17 protein-coding genes are annotated in these 20,778 nt (G+C 55.3%); 12 read left to right on the top strand and 5 right to left on the bottom strand.

Features of this window, described 5'->3' with window-relative positions; all coding sequences use genetic code 11:
- Positions 1-103 precede the first annotated feature (103 nt).
- From B4U49_RS05860 to rpoS, 8 genes are all read left to right on the top strand, one after another.
- A complete protein-coding gene (locus B4U49_RS05860) occupies positions 104-415 on the top strand; it encodes an FtsB family cell division protein (RefSeq protein ID WP_078083640.1) in 312 nt (103 codons plus the stop codon).
- Positions 412-1,176: a 2-C-methyl-D-erythritol 4-phosphate cytidylyltransferase gene (ispD, locus tag B4U49_RS05855; RefSeq protein ID WP_078083639.1), complete on the top strand. Its 765-nt coding sequence runs from the start codon at positions 412-414 to the stop codon at positions 1,174-1,176. The genes B4U49_RS05860 and ispD overlap by 4 nt, the downstream gene beginning before the upstream one ends.
- Complete coding sequence (ispF, locus tag B4U49_RS05850; protein ID WP_078083638.1) at positions 1,173-1,670, top strand: 2-C-methyl-D-erythritol 2,4-cyclodiphosphate synthase; 498 nt, start codon at positions 1,173-1,175, stop codon at positions 1,668-1,670. Before ispD ends, ispF begins: the two co-directional genes overlap by 4 nt.
- On the top strand, positions 1,663-2,655 hold the full coding sequence (truD, locus tag B4U49_RS05845) for a tRNA pseudouridine(13) synthase TruD (protein WP_078083637.1): 993 nt from the start codon (positions 1,663-1,665) through the stop codon (positions 2,653-2,655). The genes ispF and truD overlap by 8 nt, the downstream gene beginning before the upstream one ends.
- A gap of 107 nt (positions 2,656-2,762) precedes the next feature.
- Positions 2,763-3,434: a protein-L-isoaspartate(D-aspartate) O-methyltransferase gene (locus tag B4U49_RS05840; protein WP_193432816.1), complete on the top strand. Its 672-nt coding sequence runs from the start codon at positions 2,763-2,765 to the stop codon at positions 3,432-3,434.
- A complete protein-coding gene (locus B4U49_RS05835) occupies positions 3,434-4,387 on the top strand; it encodes a DUF368 domain-containing protein (protein WP_078083636.1) in 954 nt (317 codons plus the stop codon). The genes B4U49_RS05840 and B4U49_RS05835 overlap by 1 nt, the downstream gene beginning before the upstream one ends.
- Before the next feature lie 277 nt (positions 4,388-4,664).
- A complete protein-coding gene (locus B4U49_RS05830) occupies positions 4,665-5,417 on the top strand; it encodes a peptidoglycan DD-metalloendopeptidase family protein (protein ID WP_078083643.1) in 753 nt (250 codons plus the stop codon).
- Between the two features lie 227 nt (positions 5,418-5,644).
- Complete coding sequence (gene rpoS / locus B4U49_RS05825; RefSeq protein ID WP_239692487.1) at positions 5,645-6,715, top strand: RNA polymerase sigma factor RpoS; 1,071 nt, start codon at positions 5,645-5,647, stop codon at positions 6,713-6,715.
- A gap of 143 nt (positions 6,716-6,858) precedes the next feature.
- Here rpoS and B4U49_RS05820 read toward each other — a convergent pair whose 3' ends face one another.
- The 3 genes from B4U49_RS05820 to B4U49_RS05810 all read right to left on the bottom strand — a co-directional run bounded on the left by B4U49_RS05820 (position 6,859) and on the right by B4U49_RS05810 (position 10,858).
- A complete protein-coding gene (locus tag B4U49_RS05820) occupies positions 6,859-7,197 on the bottom strand; it encodes a YdbL family probable chaperone protein (RefSeq protein WP_078083635.1) in 339 nt (112 codons plus the stop codon).
- A 92-nt stretch (positions 7,198-7,289) separates the two neighbouring features.
- Entirely contained in the window at positions 7,290-7,502 is a 213-nt protein-coding gene (locus B4U49_RS05815; protein ID WP_239692486.1) for a YnbE family lipoprotein, read from the bottom strand.
- 191 nt (positions 7,503-7,693) lie between these two features.
- Complete coding sequence (locus B4U49_RS05810; RefSeq protein WP_078083633.1) at positions 7,694-10,858, bottom strand: intermembrane phospholipid transport protein YdbH family protein; 3,165 nt, start codon at positions 10,856-10,858, stop codon at positions 7,694-7,696.
- Between the two features lie 149 nt (positions 10,859-11,007).
- Here B4U49_RS05810 and ggt point away from each other — a divergent pair, with 149 nt between their 5' ends.
- Both ggt and pepN read left to right on the top strand, forming a co-directional pair.
- Positions 11,008-12,687: a gamma-glutamyltransferase gene (ggt, locus tag B4U49_RS05805; RefSeq protein ID WP_143735552.1), complete on the top strand. Its 1,680-nt coding sequence runs from the start codon at positions 11,008-11,010 to the stop codon at positions 12,685-12,687.
- 91 nt (positions 12,688-12,778) lie between these two features.
- Positions 12,779-15,418, top strand: a complete 2,640-nt coding sequence (pepN, locus tag B4U49_RS05800; RefSeq protein WP_078083632.1) for an aminopeptidase N — start codon at positions 12,779-12,781, stop codon at positions 15,416-15,418.
- Positions 15,419-15,480: 62 nt separating this feature from the next.
- Here pepN and B4U49_RS05795 read toward each other — a convergent pair whose 3' ends face one another.
- Positions 15,481-16,074: a histidine phosphatase family protein gene (locus B4U49_RS05795; RefSeq protein WP_158078562.1), complete on the bottom strand. Its 594-nt coding sequence runs from the start codon at positions 16,072-16,074 to the stop codon at positions 15,481-15,483.
- A 131-nt stretch (positions 16,075-16,205) separates the two neighbouring features.
- Positions 16,206-17,819: a carboxylesterase/lipase family protein gene (locus B4U49_RS05790; protein WP_078083630.1), complete on the bottom strand. Its 1,614-nt coding sequence runs from the start codon at positions 17,817-17,819 to the stop codon at positions 16,206-16,208.
- 658 nt (positions 17,820-18,477) lie between these two features.
- Between B4U49_RS05790 and B4U49_RS05785 the strand changes: the two genes are divergently transcribed.
- Together B4U49_RS05785 and B4U49_RS05780 are read left to right on the top strand one after the other, a co-directional pair.
- The gene (locus B4U49_RS05785) at positions 18,478-19,812 is read left to right on the top strand and encodes an MDR family MFS transporter (protein ID WP_078083629.1); all 1,335 of its coding nucleotides are present in this window, start codon (positions 18,478-18,480) and stop codon (positions 19,810-19,812) included.
- A 439-nt stretch (positions 19,813-20,251) separates the two neighbouring features.
- A partial coding sequence (locus tag B4U49_RS05780) for a BapA/Bap/LapF family prefix-like domain-containing protein (RefSeq protein ID WP_143735551.1) occupies positions 20,252-20,778 on the top strand: 527 nt, incomplete at its 3' end.

Here is a 20,778-nt window from a genome sequence, read left to right as displayed (position 1 = left end):
GGATGGGTTCACGGCGTGTCCTGGGAAGGGCCATTGGTAGCAGGGCCGCCACGGATCTCATTCCGTGTGTAGTACTACGATAAAGCCAGAGAGAACAAACGAAATGAAATGGCTGCTGGCAATTCTCACCGTCCTGTTGCTGATGACCCAATACCGGTTGTGGGTGGGTGAAGGCAGTTTTGCAGAAGTGACCCGTCTGGAACGGCAGCTCAATGACCAGCAGCAGAAAAACGCTGCACTCGAGCGGGAAAACCGTCAGCTGCTGCGCGAAGTGCGTAGTCTCAAAGAAGGTACTGATGGCGTAGAAGCCAAAGCCCGCTACGATCTCGGCCTGATCAAAGAAGGCGAAACCCTGTTTATTTTTCTCGACCAGGACAAAAACAACGAGCCTGAGTCTCAGCGAGAAAAACAATGAACACCCGAGAGCATTCGCCTGAACCGACCCCGGTTGCCACCAGTTACTGGGCCATCGTCCCCGCGGCCGGCTCCGGCAAGCGCATGGGCGCAGGCAAACCCAAGCAGTATTTGCCCCTCGCCGGCAAACCCCTGATTGCCCACACCCTCGAAAATATCCTCCAGTGGCCCGGCCTCACCGGTATCGTCGTCGCCATTGCCGCCGACGATCGCGAATTTGAAAAGCTCGCCGCCGCGCAAGACCCCAGAGTGCATACCGTCACCGGCGGTGCCGAACGGGCAGATTCTGTCCTCGCCGCCCTGGAATTCCTCAGCGAGCACGCAGACCCCGAGACATCGGTTCTGGTCCACGATGCTGCACGCCCCCTGGTAAGCGGCAGGGATATAGAAAGCCTGCTGGCCGCAGGTCCCACAGCGTTACTGGCCCAGCCGGCCAGCGATACCGTCAAGCAATCGCGTGATAAACACGGCGACCCCAGCGTGGAGCAAACCCTGTGCAGGGATCGCATCTGGCTCGCCCAGACGCCGCAGAAAGCACCGTTGGCAGTATTGTGCAACGCGCTCAAAACCGGGCTCGCGCAAGCGCCACAATCCATTACAGACGAAGCCAGTGCACTGGAAATGGCTGGATACCACCCGCAACTGGTGCCCGCCTGCCGCAGTAACTTCAAGATTACCCATCCCGCCGACCTGATTCTGGCGGAAGCACTGCTGCAACATCGTCAAACACTCGAAAATATTCAGTCAGGAACACAAGCATGAGTTTCAGAATCGGCCAGGGCATCGACGTACACGCCTTTGGCCTCGGGGACCACGTCGTCCTCGGCGGAGTCACCATTCCTCACGAGCAGGGCCTGGTTGCCCACTCCGATGGTGATGTCCTGTTGCACGCTCTCGCCGATGCGCTGCTGGGAGCGCTGGCACTGGGCGATATTGGCAAACATTTTCCTGATACCGATGAAGCCTACTCGGGGGCCGACAGCCGCGCACTGCTGCGCCATGTGATTGGTCTCATCTCCGAGCGGGGGTATCACCTGGTCAATGCCGATGCCACTCTTGTCGCACAAGCACCCAAAATGGCCCCGTATATTGATGCCATGCGGCAGAATATCGCCTCGGATTGTGGTGTCAGCGCTGACTGTATCAGTGTCAAAGCAACCACCAGCGAAAAGCTTGGATTTACCGGCCGCAAGGAAGGCATCGCCGCCCAAGCCGTTGTGCTCCTCGAAGCTAGCGGAAGTCACGCCAGTGAGTGAGCAACAAGATGCCCCGTGGAATCTCGATTGGCCGCGTGCGCTGGGTGGTGCAGCCATCAGTGCCGATTTCCGTAGCGAGCCGGAAGACTTTGTCGTGGAGGAATTGGCGGCACCCCAGCCAGGTGAAGGCGAGCACGTACTGCTGCAGATACGCAAGCGTGGCGCCAACACCGGCTATGTCGCGCAGCAGCTCGCGAAACTGGCGGGTGTGCAGAATAACGACGTCGGCTTTTACGGGCTCAAGGATCGCCACGCAGTAACCACCCAGTGGTTCAGTGTGTGGCTTGCGCAAAAGCCGGAGCCGGACTGGCGTCAGATAGAAAGTGATGAAATTACCCTGCTGACTCATTTTCGCGGTACCCGCAAACTGCGTCGCGGCGAGCATCTCGGCAATCGCTTCAAAATCCGCCTGCGCAATGTCCGCGGTGACAGATCCGCAGCGGAAGCCGTACTCAAGCAGGTGTCCGCCGGCGTTCCCAATTATTTTGGCGAACAGCGCTTCGGGCACAACGGCGGTAATCTGGACCTGGCAAACCGTTTCAGCGGTGAGCAGGAGGCCGGGAAGCGGCGGCGGATTCCGCGCAATCAAAAAGCCTTCGCCATGTCTGCGGCGCGAAGCTGGTTGTTCAATCAGGTGCTCGCCAGTCGAGTGGTAGAGGATAACTGGCAAGATTTAATAGAGGGGGAGCCGGAGACCGCTGCCTCTGGCCCTCTGTGGGGACGGGGGCGCAATCCCGCCTCCGGGGCGCAGCTGGATCTTGAGCTGGCGGTAATGGCTCCGTGGAAACCTTGGTGTGACTGGCTGGAACACTGTGGTCTCAGTCAGGAGCGGCGTCCACTCATGCTGCAGCCTCAGGGGTTTCAGGCTGAGTGGCAGGATGAGGATCTTATTCTGTCATTTGCCCTGCCGCCGGGTACTTTTGCCACTGCGGTGCTTAGGGAAGTAGCAGAACTGGTCAACCAGTCCACTAGCGCAATAAAATAAACGACAACAAAATGTGATCGGTGCCGCAAATGCGGCGCCGGTCAGTCACCGGATCTTCGTTGGGGATTCAATCCGGTGCACCGCTTGCAGGGAGATTTGGCGTCCTTATGGATCGATTGAGACATGAAGGCCTGGGCATGACGTCCCAGCGCACCCGCAATCGCCTGATTCAGCGACTGCGGGAAGAGGGTATTAGCAGTGAAGAAGTGCTGGATGTAATGGCATCCACACCGCGTCATCTGTTTCTGGACGAAGCTCTGGCGATACGCGCTTACGAGGACACTGCACTACCGATAGGTTATGGCCAGACCATTTCCCAACCCTATATCGTCGCCCGCATGACCGAATTGCTGGTCAGTCGCGCTCGCTCCCGTGCCCGGGTGCTGGAAGTGGGCGCTGGCTCCGGTTACCAGACTGCGATTCTCGCGCGACTGGTGGACAAGCTCTATTCGGTGGAACGAGTGGAACCACTGTTGGTCAAAGCCCGTCAGCGGATGCGCGAGCTGGGCATTTTTAATGTGGAGATGCGCCTCAGCAGTGGTGGCTTCGGCTGGCCTGAAAATGGGCCCTACGACGCCATCCTGTGTGCTGCTGCGCCCGCCAGTGTGCCGGATGAATTGCGAGAGCAGCTGGCGCCGGGCGGCGTGCTGGTAATTCCGGTGGGTAGCGACACCCAGTATTTGACGATTGTGAGTCGCAGTGAAGACGGTACTCGATTCGATGTGGAAAAAGCCGAACCTGTCCGTTTTGTGCCCTTGCTTAGCGGGGTAGTGCGCTGATGTCGGGCCTGTATCGCAATCGCTATGTGGGTGTCGCCGTGCGCGGGCTTGCCATGGGCGCTGCCGACGTCGTGCCCGGTGTGTCAGGGGGCACCATTGCCTTTATTACCGGTATCTATCAGGAACTCCTCGATTCTCTCAGCCGTATAGGGCCGCACGCGCTTACCATCCTGTTCAAACAAGGGATTGCTGCCGCGTGGCGCTATATCAACGGCACCTTCCTCTTGGCGCTGTTTTCCGGCGTCCTGATCAGTATTTTCAGTCTCGCCAAGGTGATTACTTACCTGCTCGAGAATTACCCGATTGTGGTATGGGGCTTCTTTTTTGGCCTTATCCTGGCATCGGTGGTACCCATCGCGCGCCGGGTCCCGAACTGGACCTGGCAGTGCTGGTTGGCTCTGGTACTTGGCGGTGCCCTGGCAATACTGGTCAGTGAGATGCGGCCCACGGAAATCGTTGCCACTCCTTATACCCTGTTCTTTTCCGGTGCCCTGGCGATCTGCGCGATGATCCTACCGGGGATCTCCGGCTCCTTTATATTGTTGATGATCGGTATCTATCCCCAGGTAATCTCCGCGGTACACCAGATGCAAGTGAGTGCTCTGGCCTGGTTTGGCGCAGGCGCTGTGTGTGGCCTTCTGCTATTCAGTCGCCTACTGTCCTGGCTCATGCACCGGTTTCCGTCTGTGACACTGTCTTTCCTTGTGGGAATTCTGTTGGGGAGCCTGAAAATTGTGTGGCCCTGGAAGTTGGCGGCTAAAGGTGTCGATATCTCCGGTGAGAAACTCGCGCCGATGATGTCCAATGTTCTGCCTGCCGAGTTCGCTGCGGTAACCGGGCAGCCCTCTTTCATGCTGGTGGCGCTCGGCGCTGCGGTAGTGGCCGTGTTGCTGGTATTGGGTATTGAGTGGTTACATTGGCGCCATGTAGGTAATGTCGCACAGCAGCAATAAGCCGTGGCTTACACGACCTGTGCCCAAAGCTTACTGAGGTAAGTGACGGAGTTTCACCAGGGTATTGGGTGGAAACCGGCACCGTATTGAGCGGGTGCTGAACTCCGGTATTCTTTACCGCCTGCAAGGGGTAAAACGGCAGTTTTCTTTAGACACTTTTTCCATAAATGCACCCCTTTGATGTAAAAAGAGAATAATGAAACGGCGCATCTATCGACCTAAAAACACCGTCTTTTCCGGAATTCTGAAAAGCGTAATGCGCCAGGCCGGATCCCGTTTGTTTAAAATTTTAACCATTTGCGTGTTGTCGGTTTTTGCGACTGCGTGCGCCAGCAATCTGGCTCCCACCTCATCTTTAAGTCAGCCTCCCAGCCAGAAAATACAGCATCACCTGGTCAGCAAAGGCGAGACACTGTATTCGATCGCTTGGAGATATGGTAAGGATTTCAAAGACTTAGCTGCTATCAATAGCATTCCCTCGCCCTACAGGATTTTCCCGGGACAACGCTTGAAACTTGCTGGTCACGCTCCCGTTCAAGTGGTCAAAAAAACGGCTCCGACCCGTCGGCAACCTCGTGCAGTGGCGCCGCCGCCGCGTGTTTCTGTAGCGAAATCCTCACCAAAAAAAGTTCAGAAAACGTCAATTCCGGACCGTCATAAATTTGACACAAGTTGGCGCTGGCCAGTGAAGGGGAGAGTGATTTCCAGTTTTCAGGCGAATAACCCCCTGCGAAAGGGTGTTGATATCGCCGGGAAAAAGGGGGAATCTGTTCAGGCAGCAGCGGATGGCACAGTGATTTACGCCGGAAGCGCACTGAGAGGGTACGGCAAGCTTCTGATTCTCAAGCACAGCGAGGAGTTCCTCAGTGCTTACGCCCATAACGACAAGTTACTTGTCGGTGAGGGGGCGAAGGTCAAAGCGGGGCAACGGATAGCGGAACTGGGTTCGAGTGGTACCGACCGCGATATGCTCCACTTTGAAATTCGCAAGAACGGCCAGCCTGTAGACCCTATGGCGTACTTGCCTTAATCGGTGAAAGACCTGCCTGTCTTTACGCTGTTGTGCAATAAAAATGGACTTTTATTTATAACCACTTGAGGTAGTCACCGGGATCGGCAGTAACTGCCCTGCAGTGACACTACTCACCAACGACGGTGAGGTGCCGGGAACGGAGGCTGTCGCCTAGACAGCGACCGATTCAGCGATCGCGAGCTGTCAAAGCGGCTGATACAGGCAAAGTACAAGGAGTTGGGGAAATGGAAGCACAACGACACGATCACCTGGAGTTCAGCTCCAGATCAGATCTTTCACCCGAACCTGTGGAGCAAGAAGCTACCGCAGCGTCTACTAAAACAAGCCGGTCCCGGAGTAAATCGGCAAAAAAAAACTCCGAAACAATCTCTCATAAAGCAACCCCCACCAAAGCAACAAAAAAAGAACCCGCCCAGAAGTCTGGCGTGCGTAAACTGGATGATACGTACGGACAGAAAAACCTGGACGCAACCCAGCTTTATCTCAACGAAATCGGTTTCTCTCCGCTGCTGACTGCAGAGGAAGAGGTCTACTACGCACGCAAAGCCTTGCGAGGTGACGCGGCCGCGCGTAAGCGCATGATCGAAAGCAACCTCCGACTGGTTGTGAAGATCGCCCGCCGTTATGTCAGCCGTGGCCTGGCGCTGCTGGACCTTATTGAAGAGGGCAACCTCGGTTTGATCCGCGCGGTGGAAAAATTTGACCCGGAGCGGGGATTCCGCTTCTCCACATACGCCACCTGGTGGATCCGCCAGACCATCGAACGCGCCATCATGAACCAGACGCGCACTATCCGTCTGCCCATTCATGTGGTGAAAGAGCTGAATGTCTATCTGCGGGCATCCCGGGAGCTGGCACAGAAGCTCGATCACGAGCCCTCTGCGGAAGAAATTGCCAATCTGCTGGAAAAGCCGGTAGAAGACGTCGAGCGGATGCTTGGGCTCAATGAGCGCGTAACTTCTGTAGATACACCCATTGGACCGTCGTCTGAGAAGACCCTGGTGGACACCATTCCGGATCAACAGGAATCGGATCCGGCGGAATTACTGCAGGACAAGGATCTGTTTGACAGCATCAACCGTTGGCTGGGTGAGCTACCAGACAAGCAGTGTGAAGTGGTTTCCCGTCGATTCGGCCTGCGCGGGTACGAGGCCAGTACATTGGAAGAAGTAGGACGTGAAATAGGTCTGACCCGCGAACGCGTACGTCAGATACAGGTGGATGCGCTGAAGCGTCTGCGCGAAGTGATGGAGAACCAGGGGTTGGATGGCATGTCACTGTTTGCCAATCTCTGATATCGCGCCTGGTTGGCCCGCTTGAGATTGTGTTGACTTAGTCCAATTCCATTTCCTTGATTAAAACCCGCAACCGGTGTTGCGGGTTTTTTCGTTTCACTGGCCTCTGATTTCTGTCATCAACCATTCCGGCGTCAGCCGCTTTATTTTTGTTTCCAGCGGCCAAGATTGTCCTGGAAATACTCTCCCCGGGACAGGCGGGCTTCGAGCTTCTCGGCGGCGCGCGCGGCGACCTGGCTGATATCGATATTGTTACGTTTGGCAATAGCGGCGTATTCACGCTTGCGCTTGGCGTTGACCTCTGCCACCAGGGCATCTACTTCTGGCGAGCTGCCTTGAACAACGGCGATATATCCACTGTTGGCTTCGCCCACGATACCTTTGCTCTGCGCCTCTTTCAGGGTGATTGCAGCGGCCGGCAGGGCAATCAGCAGAGTAAGTGAAAAAAGTCCTGCGAGCAGTTTTTTGAAAGATGGTTTCATGGCTGTATTTGATTCCTTATCTCGATCGGTAAAACCGGCTGATTTCCTCGTTCCCACGGTGCGGACACAAGTGTCACGCAGGGTTGGGAGTGCTAGAAAATCCCTTCCTTATCTTCGAACAGATCGTCCAGTTCCTTGTCGACTCTCACGCGAATCTCATGCTCGATTTTCACATTCAGGTTAACGGTAATGGGCTCGCTGGGTGCCTGCACCGCCACAGTGGGCGTACATGCGGTGGTAACGGTTGCGCCGAGCACGAGCAGCAGGCAGATTGCCGGGCGCTTGAAGGTTCCTGTCTGTTTCACTGAATACTCCGCTTTCTTCCAGGATGTTTCGTCAGGTGTCATACAGGTTGCCAGGGCTCTGTAAAGGACGGGCCCGACGGAGGCGCCTGGGGGCTGTTGATGATTACTATAGATTCTGTCGGATTAACCGTAACTGAACAGTGTACAGAATTTGGTGCGTTTCTGCGCAATTGCCACTTCGCTTCATTGCTTTACTGGACCTGTTGTTCCAGCACATCGGTCAGATCCCGACTGGCCCGCAGGGAGCGCAGCATGGTGGGCACGTTATTTTCGAGATTCAGGTTGATGATCAGGTCGCGATTGGCGTCGATGGCATCACTGCGTCCGGTTAATTTCATGTTGAGTAACAAGTCCCCACTCAACGGGTAGTTAACCGTGCCCTGAATATCCCGGTAGTTGTAGTCCTCGAGTGCGCCGGCGATGAGCTTTAACTGCGGATTATTCCCCAGCATGGCCTGGGAAAAAGCCCCGTAGTAGCGTAAACGCCCGCCCGGAGGACGGGACTGAAGACTGCCGTCCTCAATGGTGACACCCTGCCGATCGGTAGTCAGTGGTAGCGCGGCATCGAGCAAGCCGCTGGCGGCAAAGTTGGTGGACTCCATCTCTCGGGCCAGAGCTCCAATGGATATCCCGGTAAATTTGACCAGAGAGCGACGCTCTTTTCCATCCAGGTTCCAGGTAAGCTGCTGCGAAGTCAGGACGCCTTCCAATAGTTCCGCGGCGAAGTCCTTCAGGGTGACGTCTCCGTCTGGTTGCAGTGCCAGGGTAAAGTTGAGATTTTTGACCGCGACTCCGGTATCCACTTTATCGATCGAAACCCGAACTGGTTCTCGGGTAATCCAATGGCCGTCACTCTGTTGTAGTTGCAGCGCTGTATTTATCCCTACCGCAAAGCTCTCATTGTGTTGAATACCCGTATCCCGCATGGTCAGGGCGAGGTGATCCAGTCCTTTTTCCGGCCAGTGCAGGCGCGCCGAGGCGCTCACGTGGCCGTCGACGATATCGGCTGGCAGGCCGCGTACCGCATGGGAGAGGGCGTTGCCGGGTGAAAAGGTACTCTCGGGTAACTTCAGCTCGAGTTGTCCTTTTCCGGTATCCATACTGTGCTGCCAGTTGGACGTTAGCCTGAGCGGACCACTGGATAGTGTGCTGGCGCCGGAGATAATGCCGTCTTTCATCTCCAGTTCTCCGTCGGTGGTGACCGAGGCGTGGAACTGCCCGAGCGCGTCCACATTGAGTCCTTCGCCGTGGAACTGGGCCCGGGCTTTAAGCCCATGTTTTGCTTTCGCATCGCTCTCAATCGAAAGGTCTTTCAGGAAGACTGCCCCTGCAATCCGGTTTTCCTCCAGTGACAGCGGCGCGATGCTGATTGCCAGCTGAGGCGCATTACAGGAAAACCCCCCTCCCTGAATCTGGCAGGAGGTCTGCTGGGTAAAAAACTCTGGTGTCAAAATGGTTAGCGGACCCGAGACCACTTTTTCGGCGACCAGATTGAGGTTACTGAAGGACGCATCAACCCCCTTGTTGTGGGAGGACTTGTTGAGCTTCGCCAGGGTTTCCAGTTTGACGGCTGTCAGGGCTGTTTTTGAATCCGCCAGATCCAGGGCGGACAACTGGGTATCGACGCTCAGGGTACATGCGATATCGGGCAAGGCATCGCACTGCAGGTCGTGCAGTTTGCCGGTCATGGTCGGGGTTTTTGATGAAGGCACGCGCTGGCTTTCCTGCAGCATTGCCGAGTCAAATTCAAGTCGCGGAATTCGCAGCGCCAAGGCACCAGGAATTTTTTCGGCGGAAATCGTTAGAGGCTGTTCCAGGGTGGCCTTTACCAGCAGTTTCTGCCAGCCGGCGGCGGCCACTGGGTTGGCCTTTTCCGGCAGTGAGAGCAGAAACCCTACGGGCTCCTTTGTTATTACTTGCACAGACAGGTCGTGAAGCCCGGGCGGTGTGCTAGCTGATGCGAAAGTATCGAATGCGGGGAGGCCGACGCTGCCACTGAAACTACTCTGTCCGCTCAGTTCCTCCACGCTGTATTCGCCGAGGATTGATTGCCATTTCTGGCTTGAAGTCAGTGGTGCAAACTGGGCAAGGTTAACGACACCATCAAATTGTGCTGCCGGTACAGATTGTTCTGTTGTCAGTGCGATTTCTGTTTCCAGTAAAGGGGGCGCAGATGCACGGTTGGTTGATGCGTGCGAATCGGATGCTGGAATTAACTTTACCCGAAACTTCCCCTCTACCGAGTTCACCATCAGTGGGGATATCGATTTTACATCGAGTGCAAGCGGCTGCCCCGCAGCATAATTCACCATGAGCGGCAGCCCCGCCAGCTCCTCAGGCAAAATAAGGGAAAGCGCCGGTGCATGGAGCGTTGCGGAGAGGTTGTTGATGTCACCCATACTGCGCAGTTCGTCGGGCACTTCGCCGAGGAGTGTTAGCTGTATGTCGCCCTTTAGAGATTGGGCGATGGCGATCCAGTCTGTGGTGTCCTCTGTAGAAGAGGTGGGTGAAACTTGAAGCTGCTCCATCAATGGCGCCAGGCGCTGCGCCAATACGTTCAGCTGGCTGTCGAGTCGCCAGTTCTCCGCTCCCCGCTCCCCGGTTGTCGGACCTTTCCTCTCTAGCGTTCCCAGGAAGTCGAATACACGTTTGTCGTGATGGGATAGCAGTAGCTGAACAGAGGCTGTTCCTTCGTCAGGTGCCAGAATTTCCAGGTCCAGGGCACAGCTTGTGCACTGCGAACTCAGGAGTTGCGCGGATATCTTGTGCCCTGGCGCATTTAGCGCAGTCACGGACAGGTGCCCGTCGATTCTTTGCGGCCAGTAAAACGCATCCACTACTATCTTGTTGAGCGGAATGTTACGCAGTCCATGCAATATGTCGCCAATCAGGACTTGCGATGGTTCGACAGTATCCCCGTTAGTGGGCACGGGGTGTTCTGGAATGCCTCCTGTCGGCGCGCTGGAGGAACCCGACGGCGATGCGCTAGTCTGGGTGCTGGCCGGGTTTTGCAACGACACGCTCTTTATTTCCAGTTGACTCGTGGCAGCCGTGTGCGCATCGCTATTGAGTGCCCTGCGTAGTAGTGCCGGCAGTTGGGTAAGACGGGCCCGGTCAATGATTAAGCTGAGCCCGGTATTGGTGAGCAGACGCATGTGCTCAATTTCTGCACTGAGATTGCCTGTGGTGCGGGTTACTGTAAGTCCACGCAATTCGGTAACTTCAACGCCTGACAGCGCCTGGTTGAGCACAACAGGCGCCCAGTGGTGTCGGGTCAGCCAGCCGGACATGCCCGCCAGCAGGAACAAAAGCAGCAGTCCTGCCACAACAGTAAACAGGCGGGAGACAGATCGCACGAAAACCTCGGTTGACTGGCTTGAGAATCAGCGACTAAACGTAGAGACTTGTTCTGAGAATAACGACAGGGGCAGTAATTGTGAAATCCATGATGACAGTTTTACGTACAGGGTATAGAAAAAGCCGGTTTAGCCTGACAACAGCCATTGTGGCGCTTGCGGGAACCTTGTCCCTGGCCACCAGTGTCAATGCGTATGACCGCGTGAATGGCGAAGGGTTCGCCAGCCGGTCGCCGGTCTTGGCGACGCGCGGCATGGCTGCCACTAGCCAGCCTCTGGCCACTCAGGTGGCGCTGGATATCCTGAAGAAGGGCGGCAGTGCGGTAGATGCTGCAATTGCGGCCAACGCCGTGCAGGGGCTGATGGAGCCAACCGGCAATGGCATTGGCGGCGATCTGTTCGCTATTGTCTGGAGTGCCGAAGACAAGAAGTTGCACGGGCTGAACGCCAGTGGGCGGTCGCCGAAATCGCTACCTTTCAGCTATTTTGCCGACAATAATCTGGACAAGATTCCTTCGCATGGACCATTACCCGTGTCAGTGCCCGGTGCCGTTGACGGCTGGTTTGAGCTGCATGAAAAGTTCGGCAAGCTGCCGATGGAAGAACTTCTCGCGCCGGCGATTGCCTATGCCAACGAAGGGTTTCCTGTCACCCAGCTGGTGGCCTATTACTGGAATCGCTCTGTTCCGATCCTGGAAAAATTTCCCGGCTTTCGTGAAACGTATATGCCGAATGGTCGCGCGCCGAAAGAGGGCGAGCTATTTCGCAATCCGCGCCTTGGAACCACATTACAGAAGATTGCCGATGGCGGTCGTGATGCTTTTTATAAGGGGGATATCGCCCGGGAAATAGATCGCTATATGAAGGCCAACGACGGTTTTCTCTCCTATGAGGACCTCGCCAGCCACAAGTCCAACTGGATTGATCCGGTTTCAACCAGTTATCGCGGCTACGATGTATGGGAGCTGCCACCCAACGGGCAGGGCATTGCCGCACTGCAGATTCTGAATATCCTCGAAGGCTACGACCTGAAAAAGCTCGGTCGACAGAGTCCGGAATATGTACACCTGTTTACCGAAGCCAAGAAACTGGCGTTTGAGGATCGGGCGAAATATTACGCAGATCCGGAGTTCAACGAGCTGCCGGTCAAGGAACTGATATCCAAGCCCTACGCAGACAAACGTCGCAAGCTTATTAATCCTGACAAGGCCGCAAAACGCTATGATGCGGGCAATGTGGCATTGCGTCACGGCGACACTATTTACCTGACCACCGCCGATAAAGACGGCAACATGGTTTCCCTGATCCAGAGTAATTACCGCGGTATGGGCTCGGGTATGACACCTGGAGATCTGGGCTTTATCCTGCAGGACCGAGGAGAAATGTTCAGCCTGAAAGACGGGCATTTCAATCAGTACCAGCCGGGCAAGCGCCCGTTCCACACCATTATTCCCGCGTTTGTCACCAAAGATGGAAAGCCATGGCTCAGTTTCGGGGTGATGGGGGGCGCGACCCAGCCGCAGATGCACGCGCAGATTGTTATCAATATGGTGGACTTCGGCTTGAATGTACAGGAGGCGGGCGATGCACCGCGTATTCTGCACAGCGGCTCCAGCCAGCCCACCGATGAGCTGATGGAAGATGGTGGATACCTGAGCCTGGAAGATGGTTTTCCCATGGAGACCCGACGCAAACTCGTCCAGATGGGCCATCAGGTGCGTTTTGAAAGTGGTCCTTATGGCGGTTACCAGGCCATTCTGAAAACCGACAATGGCGTATATCAGGGTGCTTCGGAAAGCCGCAAGGATGGCCAGGCCGCAGGCTACTGATTCATTGACCCGGATATGTCGGATTCGTAACACAATCAATGGAAGTCGGGTGGCCCCGCGCCACCCGGAGGTACACAAGAGACTGTAAAGAATGAGAGATTCCCAGCCCAGCACGATTTATCTATCTGACTATCGGGCACCGGACTACCTGGTGGACAAGACCGAGCTGACGTTTGACCTGGACCCGCAGGCCACACTGGTTAAAGCCCGCCTGAAAATACGCCGCAACCCGGCGGTCGCCAGGGCCGGAGAATCCTTGCCGCCACTTTGGCTCGATGGGGTGGACCTTGAGCTGCTGTCCATTGCCGAGGACGGCGAACTGCTGCCGGCTCAGCGTTATCAGGAAGGAAGCGGTGGCCTGTCCCTGAATGTGGAAAAGCCGGAATTTGAACTGGAAGTACAGACCCGAATTGCGCCGGAATCCAATACCTCGCTGGAGGGGCTTTATCTGTCAAATGGCATGTACTGTACCCAGTGTGAGGCAGAAGGCTTCCGCAAGATCACCTTTTATCCGGACCGTCCGGATGTCATGTCCGTGTTTACCACCACGATTGTCGCGCCCGCCTCGTTCCCGGTCTTGCTTTCCAATGGTAACAAGGTAGATAGCGGTACAACCGATGACGGTCGCCTGCGGATTACTTGGGAAGATCCATTTGCCAAGCCTTCGTATCTGTTCGCTCTTGTCGCGGGGGACCTGCAGTATGTGGAAGACACGTTTACCACATGTAGTGGCCGCGATGTGAAGTTGCAGCTGTTTACCGAGGCGCGCAACATTGGCAAATGCGCCCACGCAATGACCTCCCTCAAGCACTCCATGCGCTGGGATGAAGAAGTTTACGGGCGCGAATACGATCTCGATATATTTATGATTGTGGCAGTGGATCACTTCAATATGGGGGCCATGGAAAACAAGGGACTCAACATATTCAACTCCGCCTGCGTGCTGGCCAGTCCGGAAACCGCCACCGATGCCGCCTTCCAGCGTATTGAATCCATCGTTGCCCACGAGTACTTCCACAATTGGTCCGGCAACCGGGTGACTTGTAGAGACTGGTTTCAGCTGAGTCTGAAAGAGGGTTTTACTGTTTTCCGCGATGCGGAGTTCTCTGCAGATATGAATTCTCGCGCGGTCAAACGGATTGAGGACGTGACCCTGTTACGTACCGCTCAATTTGCCGAGGACGCGGGGCCCATGTCCCATCCGGTGCGGCCTGATTCGTATATGGAAATTTCCAACTTCTATACCCTCACGGTCTATGAAAAGGGCGCAGAAGTGGTGCGGATGATACACACCATACTCGGCGCCGAGGCCTTCCGCCGTGGCAGTGACCTGTACTTCGAGCGACACGACGGGTGTGCGGTGACCTGCGAAGACTTTGTTGTCGCGATGGAAGACGCCAACGGTGCCGATCTAAAACAGTTCCGTCGCTGGTACAGTCAGGCGGGAACGCCGGTACTCAAGGTGACCGATACGTATGATCCAAAGGCTGCTCGCTACACGCTGACAATTCAGCAGCACACGCCGGACACCCCAGGGCAGAATGACAAACAACCCCTACATATTCCCGTGACCGTTGGTCTGCTAGGTGAGAACGGCGCCCCTCTGACGCTGGATGAATCGGGTGTGCTGGAAATGGTGTTACACCTCACCGAGTCCACCCAGAATTTCCACTTTGACGGCATAAAGGAGCGACCACTGCCCTCGCTGCTGCGCGGCTTCTCTGCGCCGGTAAAACTGCATTATGGCTACAGCACAGAGCAGCTACAGTTTCTGATGCAGCATGATACGGATCCGTTTAACCGCTGGGACGCGTGTCAGCGGTTGGCTCTGAATACGCTGTACACGCTCCAGTACCAGTATCGCGAAGACGGCGCGATGCAGGTGCCTGAGGGGTTGATTCAGGGGTTCGCAACGGTACTGGATAACGCCTCCCTGGATCCCGCTCTGGTCGCCAAAATGCTGGCGTTACCCAGCGCTCAGGAAATGGCGGAGCACGGGGAGTCTGTTGATGCGGCTGCGATCGTTGCGGCACGGGATTTTGCCAAAGCATCTATTGCAGGTGCACTCAAGTCGCGTTTCCTGAGTTGTTACCAACAGCTGGATCAGCGCAAACCCTACCAGCCCAGTGCCGATGACATCGCACAGCGCAGTCTGAAAAACACCTGTCTTGCGTATCTCTGTGTCGACGGGGATCGGGACGGGTTGGCGCTGGCGAAAGCGCAGTTCGAGCGGGACGAGAATATGACCGACGTTGCCGCGGCGCTGGGTGCCCTGGTGGAATACGCTCCGCAAGGAGACGCTGTGGAGTATCTGGAGTCGTTTTACCAGCAATGGCAGCAGGATACCCAGGTGGTGGAAACCTGGTTTGGCCTGCAAAGCAGCAGTGCAAGTTTCGGTACCCTGGAACGTGTAAATGCCTTGATGAAACATCCAGCATTTGAATTGAAAAACCCGAATAAAGTTCGCGCGGTCATCGGCGGCTTTGCCATGCGAAACTTCTCCCAGTTTCACCATGAAGATGGCAGTGGCTACCAATTCCTCGCTGAACAGGTTATTGCGCTGGATAAATTGAATCCACAGATCGCCTCGCGTCTAGTGACCCCGTTGACGCGCTGGAAAAGATACCGGGCACCGGAAGCCGGGCAGATCCACGCTGCCTTGCAGCACATCAATGAAAGTGGCGAACTCTCTCGGGATTTATACGAAGTGGTCAGTAAAAGCCTCTCCTGAGGCTTTTACTCGGGATTTGAAAACCGGTCTGGTGCTTGATTACAGAGTTTCGGCGGGATTCTTTACTGAATCAGGTTGCTGATATCCCGATCACTACCTAGCTCAACGACCTCAAGTATTCCATCAATCAGGCTCAATTCCGTGCGGGAAGTGTAATCCGGGTGAAACTGAGCCACCCTGAGGTCGTTGCGAATATCCGCAATGACCGAGTTGATCACCATAAAGTGACAAAACACCAGAGTGGTATGTGCCTTGCTGGTGTTTTCCGCTTGTGCCCCCAGTCCCAAGAGGTAATCCTTTACCGTGTTCCGCCACTGATCCTGCGCCGGTGTGAGGCTATCCCAACCGTCATCCAGCAATGTTCTAATCCAGTGTCCCCGTTGCGCAAGGGGCAAACCCTGCGGTGAGGGAATTTCGATTACGCGGGGCTCTTCTTCTATCGCCATGTTCCAGCGTGCGGCGATTGGTAGTGCAGTCTGTATCGCGCGGGATTTGGGGCTGCTCACAAGACGCACGCCCTGTCCGTCGGGAAAGTGTTTGTCCAGATCGGCAGCCAGCTGCTGGGCTTGTAGCTGGCCCAGGTCCGTTAATCCAGGATCCGCATCGGTAGCGGATTTTGCGGCTTCTCCGTGGCGAACAAGAACGATCTTATGCAAAACTCGGGTCTCCCTGGTGCACTGGTATTTCAGACTGCCCGTATACGGGAAGGTCTACGGACGCTGGCCCATCATAACCGAAAGGGGAGAGGCCGGTGTGTGACGGGCCGGAAATGTTAGCGGCTAGTCCGTTAAAGTAATCCGCGTAGTTTTGTGTCCTCCAGGGCTTCCCAGAGCTGGTGCAGTGTATCCACATCCAGGGGGCAGTCGACCTCACCAAAGTTCCGGCAATGACCCTGGTCGAATCCGGGCCAGTCACTGCCAGGATTACCGGACTCGGCAAAATTCAGCCACGCATTGCGCATGGTTTCACTGAGAATATGTGGCTCGCTCTGGCCGCCATAAAGGTGCTGTAACGAGGCATCATCGTGTGTTCCGAACACATATCCGAGCTCTGCGGCATGGCAGGCGCCCAGTAAAGGCTGTGCATTGAGTGGCTGGGCAAAGTGATAGTGATAGCGCTGTCCGCGGTGGGCTTTGAGCAGGCGCAACCCGGGAACAGTAAACACCATATCGGTCAGCATTAAATTCCAGGTGCGGCTCCACAGTGGCCAGGGGTTTTCCGTCTGGGATTCTGCACGCCGACGATAGTGATCCAGCAGTGGGGTCAGTAGGTGGTCGGGAAGAATCGACTGGAGGTGCCCGCGAATCTGCTGATCATCCAATGTCAGGGTTTCCGGGCGCCCTGCGCTGAACAGGTTCCATTCATCGCGGTTACTCCCCACCATCATAGAAACTTCCGCGCCAGCGCCTTGTCGCAGGGCCTCCACGGGCGCCTGTGTAATCAAGTTTCCATCCAGTACGGGTTTGAAAGGAAGGTGCCCCCACTGAGGACCAGTATCGGGGTCGTTCAACAGGGTTTCCTGGACCTGGAGTATCTCGCGGGTAGTCGGGGGCTGTTTCAGGGACTTTCCGTTCCGTTTTGCCATCAACTCTGCGCAGAATCTGTCGGCCAGTTGCGCGGCTCTTTCCGGGGAGTGGAAAACACCGGGATTTCCACTTTGTACGATCGCCTTGTGGAACAGTTGGCCTGTCAGTGGTTCCTTATTGTCGCCACGGGCTGAGAACAGGGAAGCGATACTCATGGCGCCGGCGGATTCTCCGAACAGGGTAACGTTGTCCGGGTTACCACCAAATGCCGCTATATTTTCGCGAACCCAGTGCAATGCGGCGATCTGGTCCAGTAATCCTTCATTGCCAGTGGCTGGAATATCACAGCAGTCCACCAGTCGCAGGAATCCCAGTGCCCCCAAGCGGTAGTTGAGCGTGACGACAATTGCTCGGCCACTGGCAGCCAGATACTTACCATCGTAAAGGGACTGGCAACCTGAGCCGAGATAAAACGCTCCGCCATGTATCCAAACCATGACTGGCAGGGTGCCGTGCTGCGGTTCAACCGGGCTGTAAATATTGAGGTAAAGACAATCCTCGCTGTCGGGCTCTTCGCCATTGGGCCCTTTGATGTCGAACAGATGAGAAGGATTCTGTGGCGCAGGCATTCCGTATTGGGTGGCATCACGTATGCCTTCCCACCGCACCGGTTTTTGTGGCGGTTGCCAGCGTCTTTCCCCGAGTGGCGGTTGCGCATAGGGAATACCAAGAAACTGCCGTACCTGGCCCGAGATGTCCAACTTGCCTTGCAAGGTGCCACAGGGCGCATCGACGATGGGCTGCTGCTCGGGGGAGCGGAGCGTCTTAAAGATGTTGTTGTTGGAGCCGGGAGTGGGGGCACTGGAGCTGGGCATAACGGGTGGTATCCATTTTCATTCAGCTAGAACGCTTCACGGGCAGCCGAAAAGTATGCTGCTCAGAATAGACCCAGTATAGAAGTTGTCATATTGGTAAGTATTTGGGCTCGATTGTGACCAAAATATTTCTCGGTGAAAAATCACGAAATACCCGGATAACCCGGTTGCAATGAATACAAACTCCGATATGATTAAAAGATTGCTGTCAAGTTGTTGTTAATCCAGATTTTCGGCAACTGACGGACATCATTTTTGAAAAACCTCAGTGAGAACCTTGTGAACCTCTCTTTTGGCCTGAAACTCATGACCGAACGTCGCTGGAAGAGCGCTCTTTGCGCTGTATCTGCGTGTATGTGTTGGTCGGGTTCCTATTGCCAAAGAAGTGTTTCCGTGGGCCTGGATCTCGCTGGTGGTGTCGGAAAAGCGCGTATCTTATCCCCGCGCCTGATGTCCGTAACAATGCTAGCCAAGAACCTGCGTAAACACCCGGCAACTACTGCTGTGTGCTCTGCTGTGGCGATCCGAGTGCGCGATATGATTACCTGACAGTGAACTGAATTAGTGTGCTGGAGGGTTTGGTCAAACCCTCCAGAAAAAACCCGGAGGGTTCTGCCCTCCGGGTTTTTTTTTGCCGTGAATTTAGGAGAAATCGGCGATGGACAGGCAATGGTGGCAATCTCTGTACCGCTTACCTCCCTTGATATGGATTGTATTAATAGGCAGTTTCTTTGGGCGTGGTACCTATTTTATGGTGTGGCCATTTCTGGCAATCCTGCTGCATGAAAAGTTTGCCTTGGGCCCGGGAAATATTGGGGTCATTCTCAGTGTTTCCGCGATGGCGTCCGCTGTACTGGGGTTTTACGTTGGCGCCATGTCGGATCGCTATGGACGGCGCAATATTCTGATCCTGGGAACAGCGATCAATGCAGTGGCGTTTTTTATACTGGCCGTGGCGGAAAGCCTGTCCACGTTTGTTCTTTCGATCACCCTGTGTTCGATCGGCCGTGCGATCTGGGAACCACCCGCGGGCGCGTTGTTCGGCGATCTGATCCCCAATAAAAAATGCCGCGAACTGGCGTTACAGTTTCGCTATTTCCTGATCAACGTGGGTGCGGCGCTCGGACCGATTGTTGGCGTCTGGGCAGGCATCGGTGCACAGCAGTCTACCTTTGGACTCACTGGAGTGAGTTATCTGCTGTTGTGCCTGGCGTTTATATGGGCATTCAGCTATTCGGTTGCTGGAAAACACGCTTCGGCACAGAAGCATGCAGAGACCAGTTTTGCCAGTACGGTTCAGGTGCTGCGTCAGGACCGGGTTTTTCTTGTGGTTGTTTTCGCCAACATCCTCGCGCTGTTCATATACGCGCACATGGACACGAGTCTGGTGCAATACCTGACCCAGATGCAGGCGCCTGCACTGGTCGGGTTGATATCCAGCATGATTCTGGTGAATGCATTAACGATCGTGCTGCTGCAGTTTCCCCTGCTGCGATTGATGCGGGCACTGTGCGTCAACAATCGCATGATGGTCGGGATTATCATTCTGGCGGCGGGGCAAATCTGGTTCGCGCTGAACCCGATCGATTGGCTCTATGGATGGTTGGGCGCAACTTTTATAGTGAGCGTCGCAGAGGCAATCCTGTTTCCCAACATGAGTGTTCAGGTAGACAGAATGGCTCCAAGTCATTTACGAGGGAGTTATTTCGGTGCGTCTTCCTTTTATTCACTGGGATGGTCGAGCGCGCCGCTGGCGGGGGGATTCATCATTGAATGGGCTGGTGGTAGCGCGCTTTACTGGGGAATGTTTGTACTGTGCGGCTTCGTGTTAATCCTTTATCGTTACAGCCGCCAGTTAAATCGGACGCCGCCAGTGAAACCTTCGCAGCCAGACCAGCTTGCAGAAGTATACGCAGAGATGCACGAAGCCAGTTTGAAGGTGGGAGATATTGCTGATCCGGAAGGTGCGCCGCTTTCAAAACCCGCCGCCTGACCCTGCCGACCATAAAGCCAATCGACCGTTGAAACGGCCCCGCAACCCGGGGCCTTTTTTATTTCCGTCTCAGCAAAGTTTGCGCTTGCACGAAATTTTGACGGCGAATTTCCTGTAAAGACGCAAATGTCTTCCTTCCGTTGGGGCTCCCTCCGGCATCCGTTAAAAGTTCCGCATAAACTGTGACGGGTGTCGAATTTGTATCGCTGAAATCTCTATATTGGCGCTGCAAAAATTGTCCATACATATATTCAATTGTCTGGTCACACGCCTATGACTTGAAAAAGCTGAATAAGTGATCCATACCGAATTGTGATTGATTAAAAATTGATCGCTATGGGTGAAAAGTATACCCGCGGTTTGTGAGTTGGGAATACTGGATCACTGAATTTGGTCAGGGCCTCATCTGAGGATGTAGGGAAAACAGCAGGTAGGCAGGATGCAAACCCAAGTAGTCGACAAGTCGAGCGGCGTCCTGAGTTCGTTTGATTCCACGACAGTGGTTTTAGACTCTCCAGGATTCGTCAAGCTGGCGATGGCGCAGGAAGACATACTTTCCTTTTCTAGGTCTGGTGACGATCTGATTGTTCAGCTCGCATCAGGTGAAGTCATAACGATTGAAAATTTTTACCTCGCGGATGCGTCGAGTACCCAGAGTGATCTTTTTATCGAAGATCCGGAGTCGGGTGAGGTATTACTCGCTCAGCAGGGTGTCGATGGTTCCATATTTTCAATGGCGCAAGTCAGTAGTGGGGCGGACGTCGCCGGAGTGATCCCCCCCACTGGTGAAGTTGTTTGTCCATGGGTATGGGCCGGTCTCGCGGCGCTGGGAATAGGGGCGATAGCGGCTTCTTACGATAACGATGATAATCGTTCAACGTTCGAGGCATATAACCCGCCACCGCCACCGCCGCCGCCCCCATCACCGCCGCCCCCTCCGCCGCCGCCCCCTGCGGAGCCGCCACC

Source organism: Microbulbifer mangrovi (assembly GCF_002009015.1).
GTDB lineage: Bacteria > Pseudomonadota > Gammaproteobacteria > Pseudomonadales > Cellvibrionaceae > Microbulbifer > Microbulbifer mangrovi.
Note: the sequence above shows the minus strand (reverse complement) of the source record. Positions and strands in the feature narration are given on the sequence as shown.

Coding starts and splice junctions, on each gene's coding strand:
- B4U49_RS05860 (WP_078083640.1), top strand. CDS start 104: ATGAAATGGCTGCTGGCAATTCTCACCGTCCTGTTGCTGATGACCCAA.
- ispD (WP_078083639.1), top strand. CDS start 412: ATGAACACCCGAGAGCATTCGCCTGAACCGACCCCGGTTGCCACCAGT.
- ispF (WP_078083638.1), top strand. CDS start 1,173: ATGAGTTTCAGAATCGGCCAGGGCATCGACGTACACGCCTTTGGCCTC.
- B4U49_RS05840 (WP_193432816.1), top strand. CDS start 2,763: ATGGATCGATTGAGACATGAAGGCCTGGGCATGACGTCCCAGCGCACC.
- B4U49_RS05835 (WP_078083636.1), top strand. CDS start 3,434: ATGTCGGGCCTGTATCGCAATCGCTATGTGGGTGTCGCCGTGCGCGGG.
- rpoS (WP_239692487.1), top strand. CDS start 5,645: ATGGAAGCACAACGACACGATCACCTGGAGTTCAGCTCCAGATCAGAT.
- B4U49_RS05820 (WP_078083635.1), bottom strand. CDS start 7,197: ATGAAACCATCTTTCAAAAAACTGCTCGCAGGACTTTTTTCACTTACT.
- pepN (WP_078083632.1), top strand. CDS start 12,779: ATGAGAGATTCCCAGCCCAGCACGATTTATCTATCTGACTATCGGGCA.
- B4U49_RS05790 (WP_078083630.1), bottom strand. CDS start 17,819: ATGCCCAGCTCCAGTGCCCCCACTCCCGGCTCCAACAACAACATCTTT.
- B4U49_RS05785 (WP_078083629.1), top strand. CDS start 18,478: ATGGACAGGCAATGGTGGCAATCTCTGTACCGCTTACCTCCCTTGATA.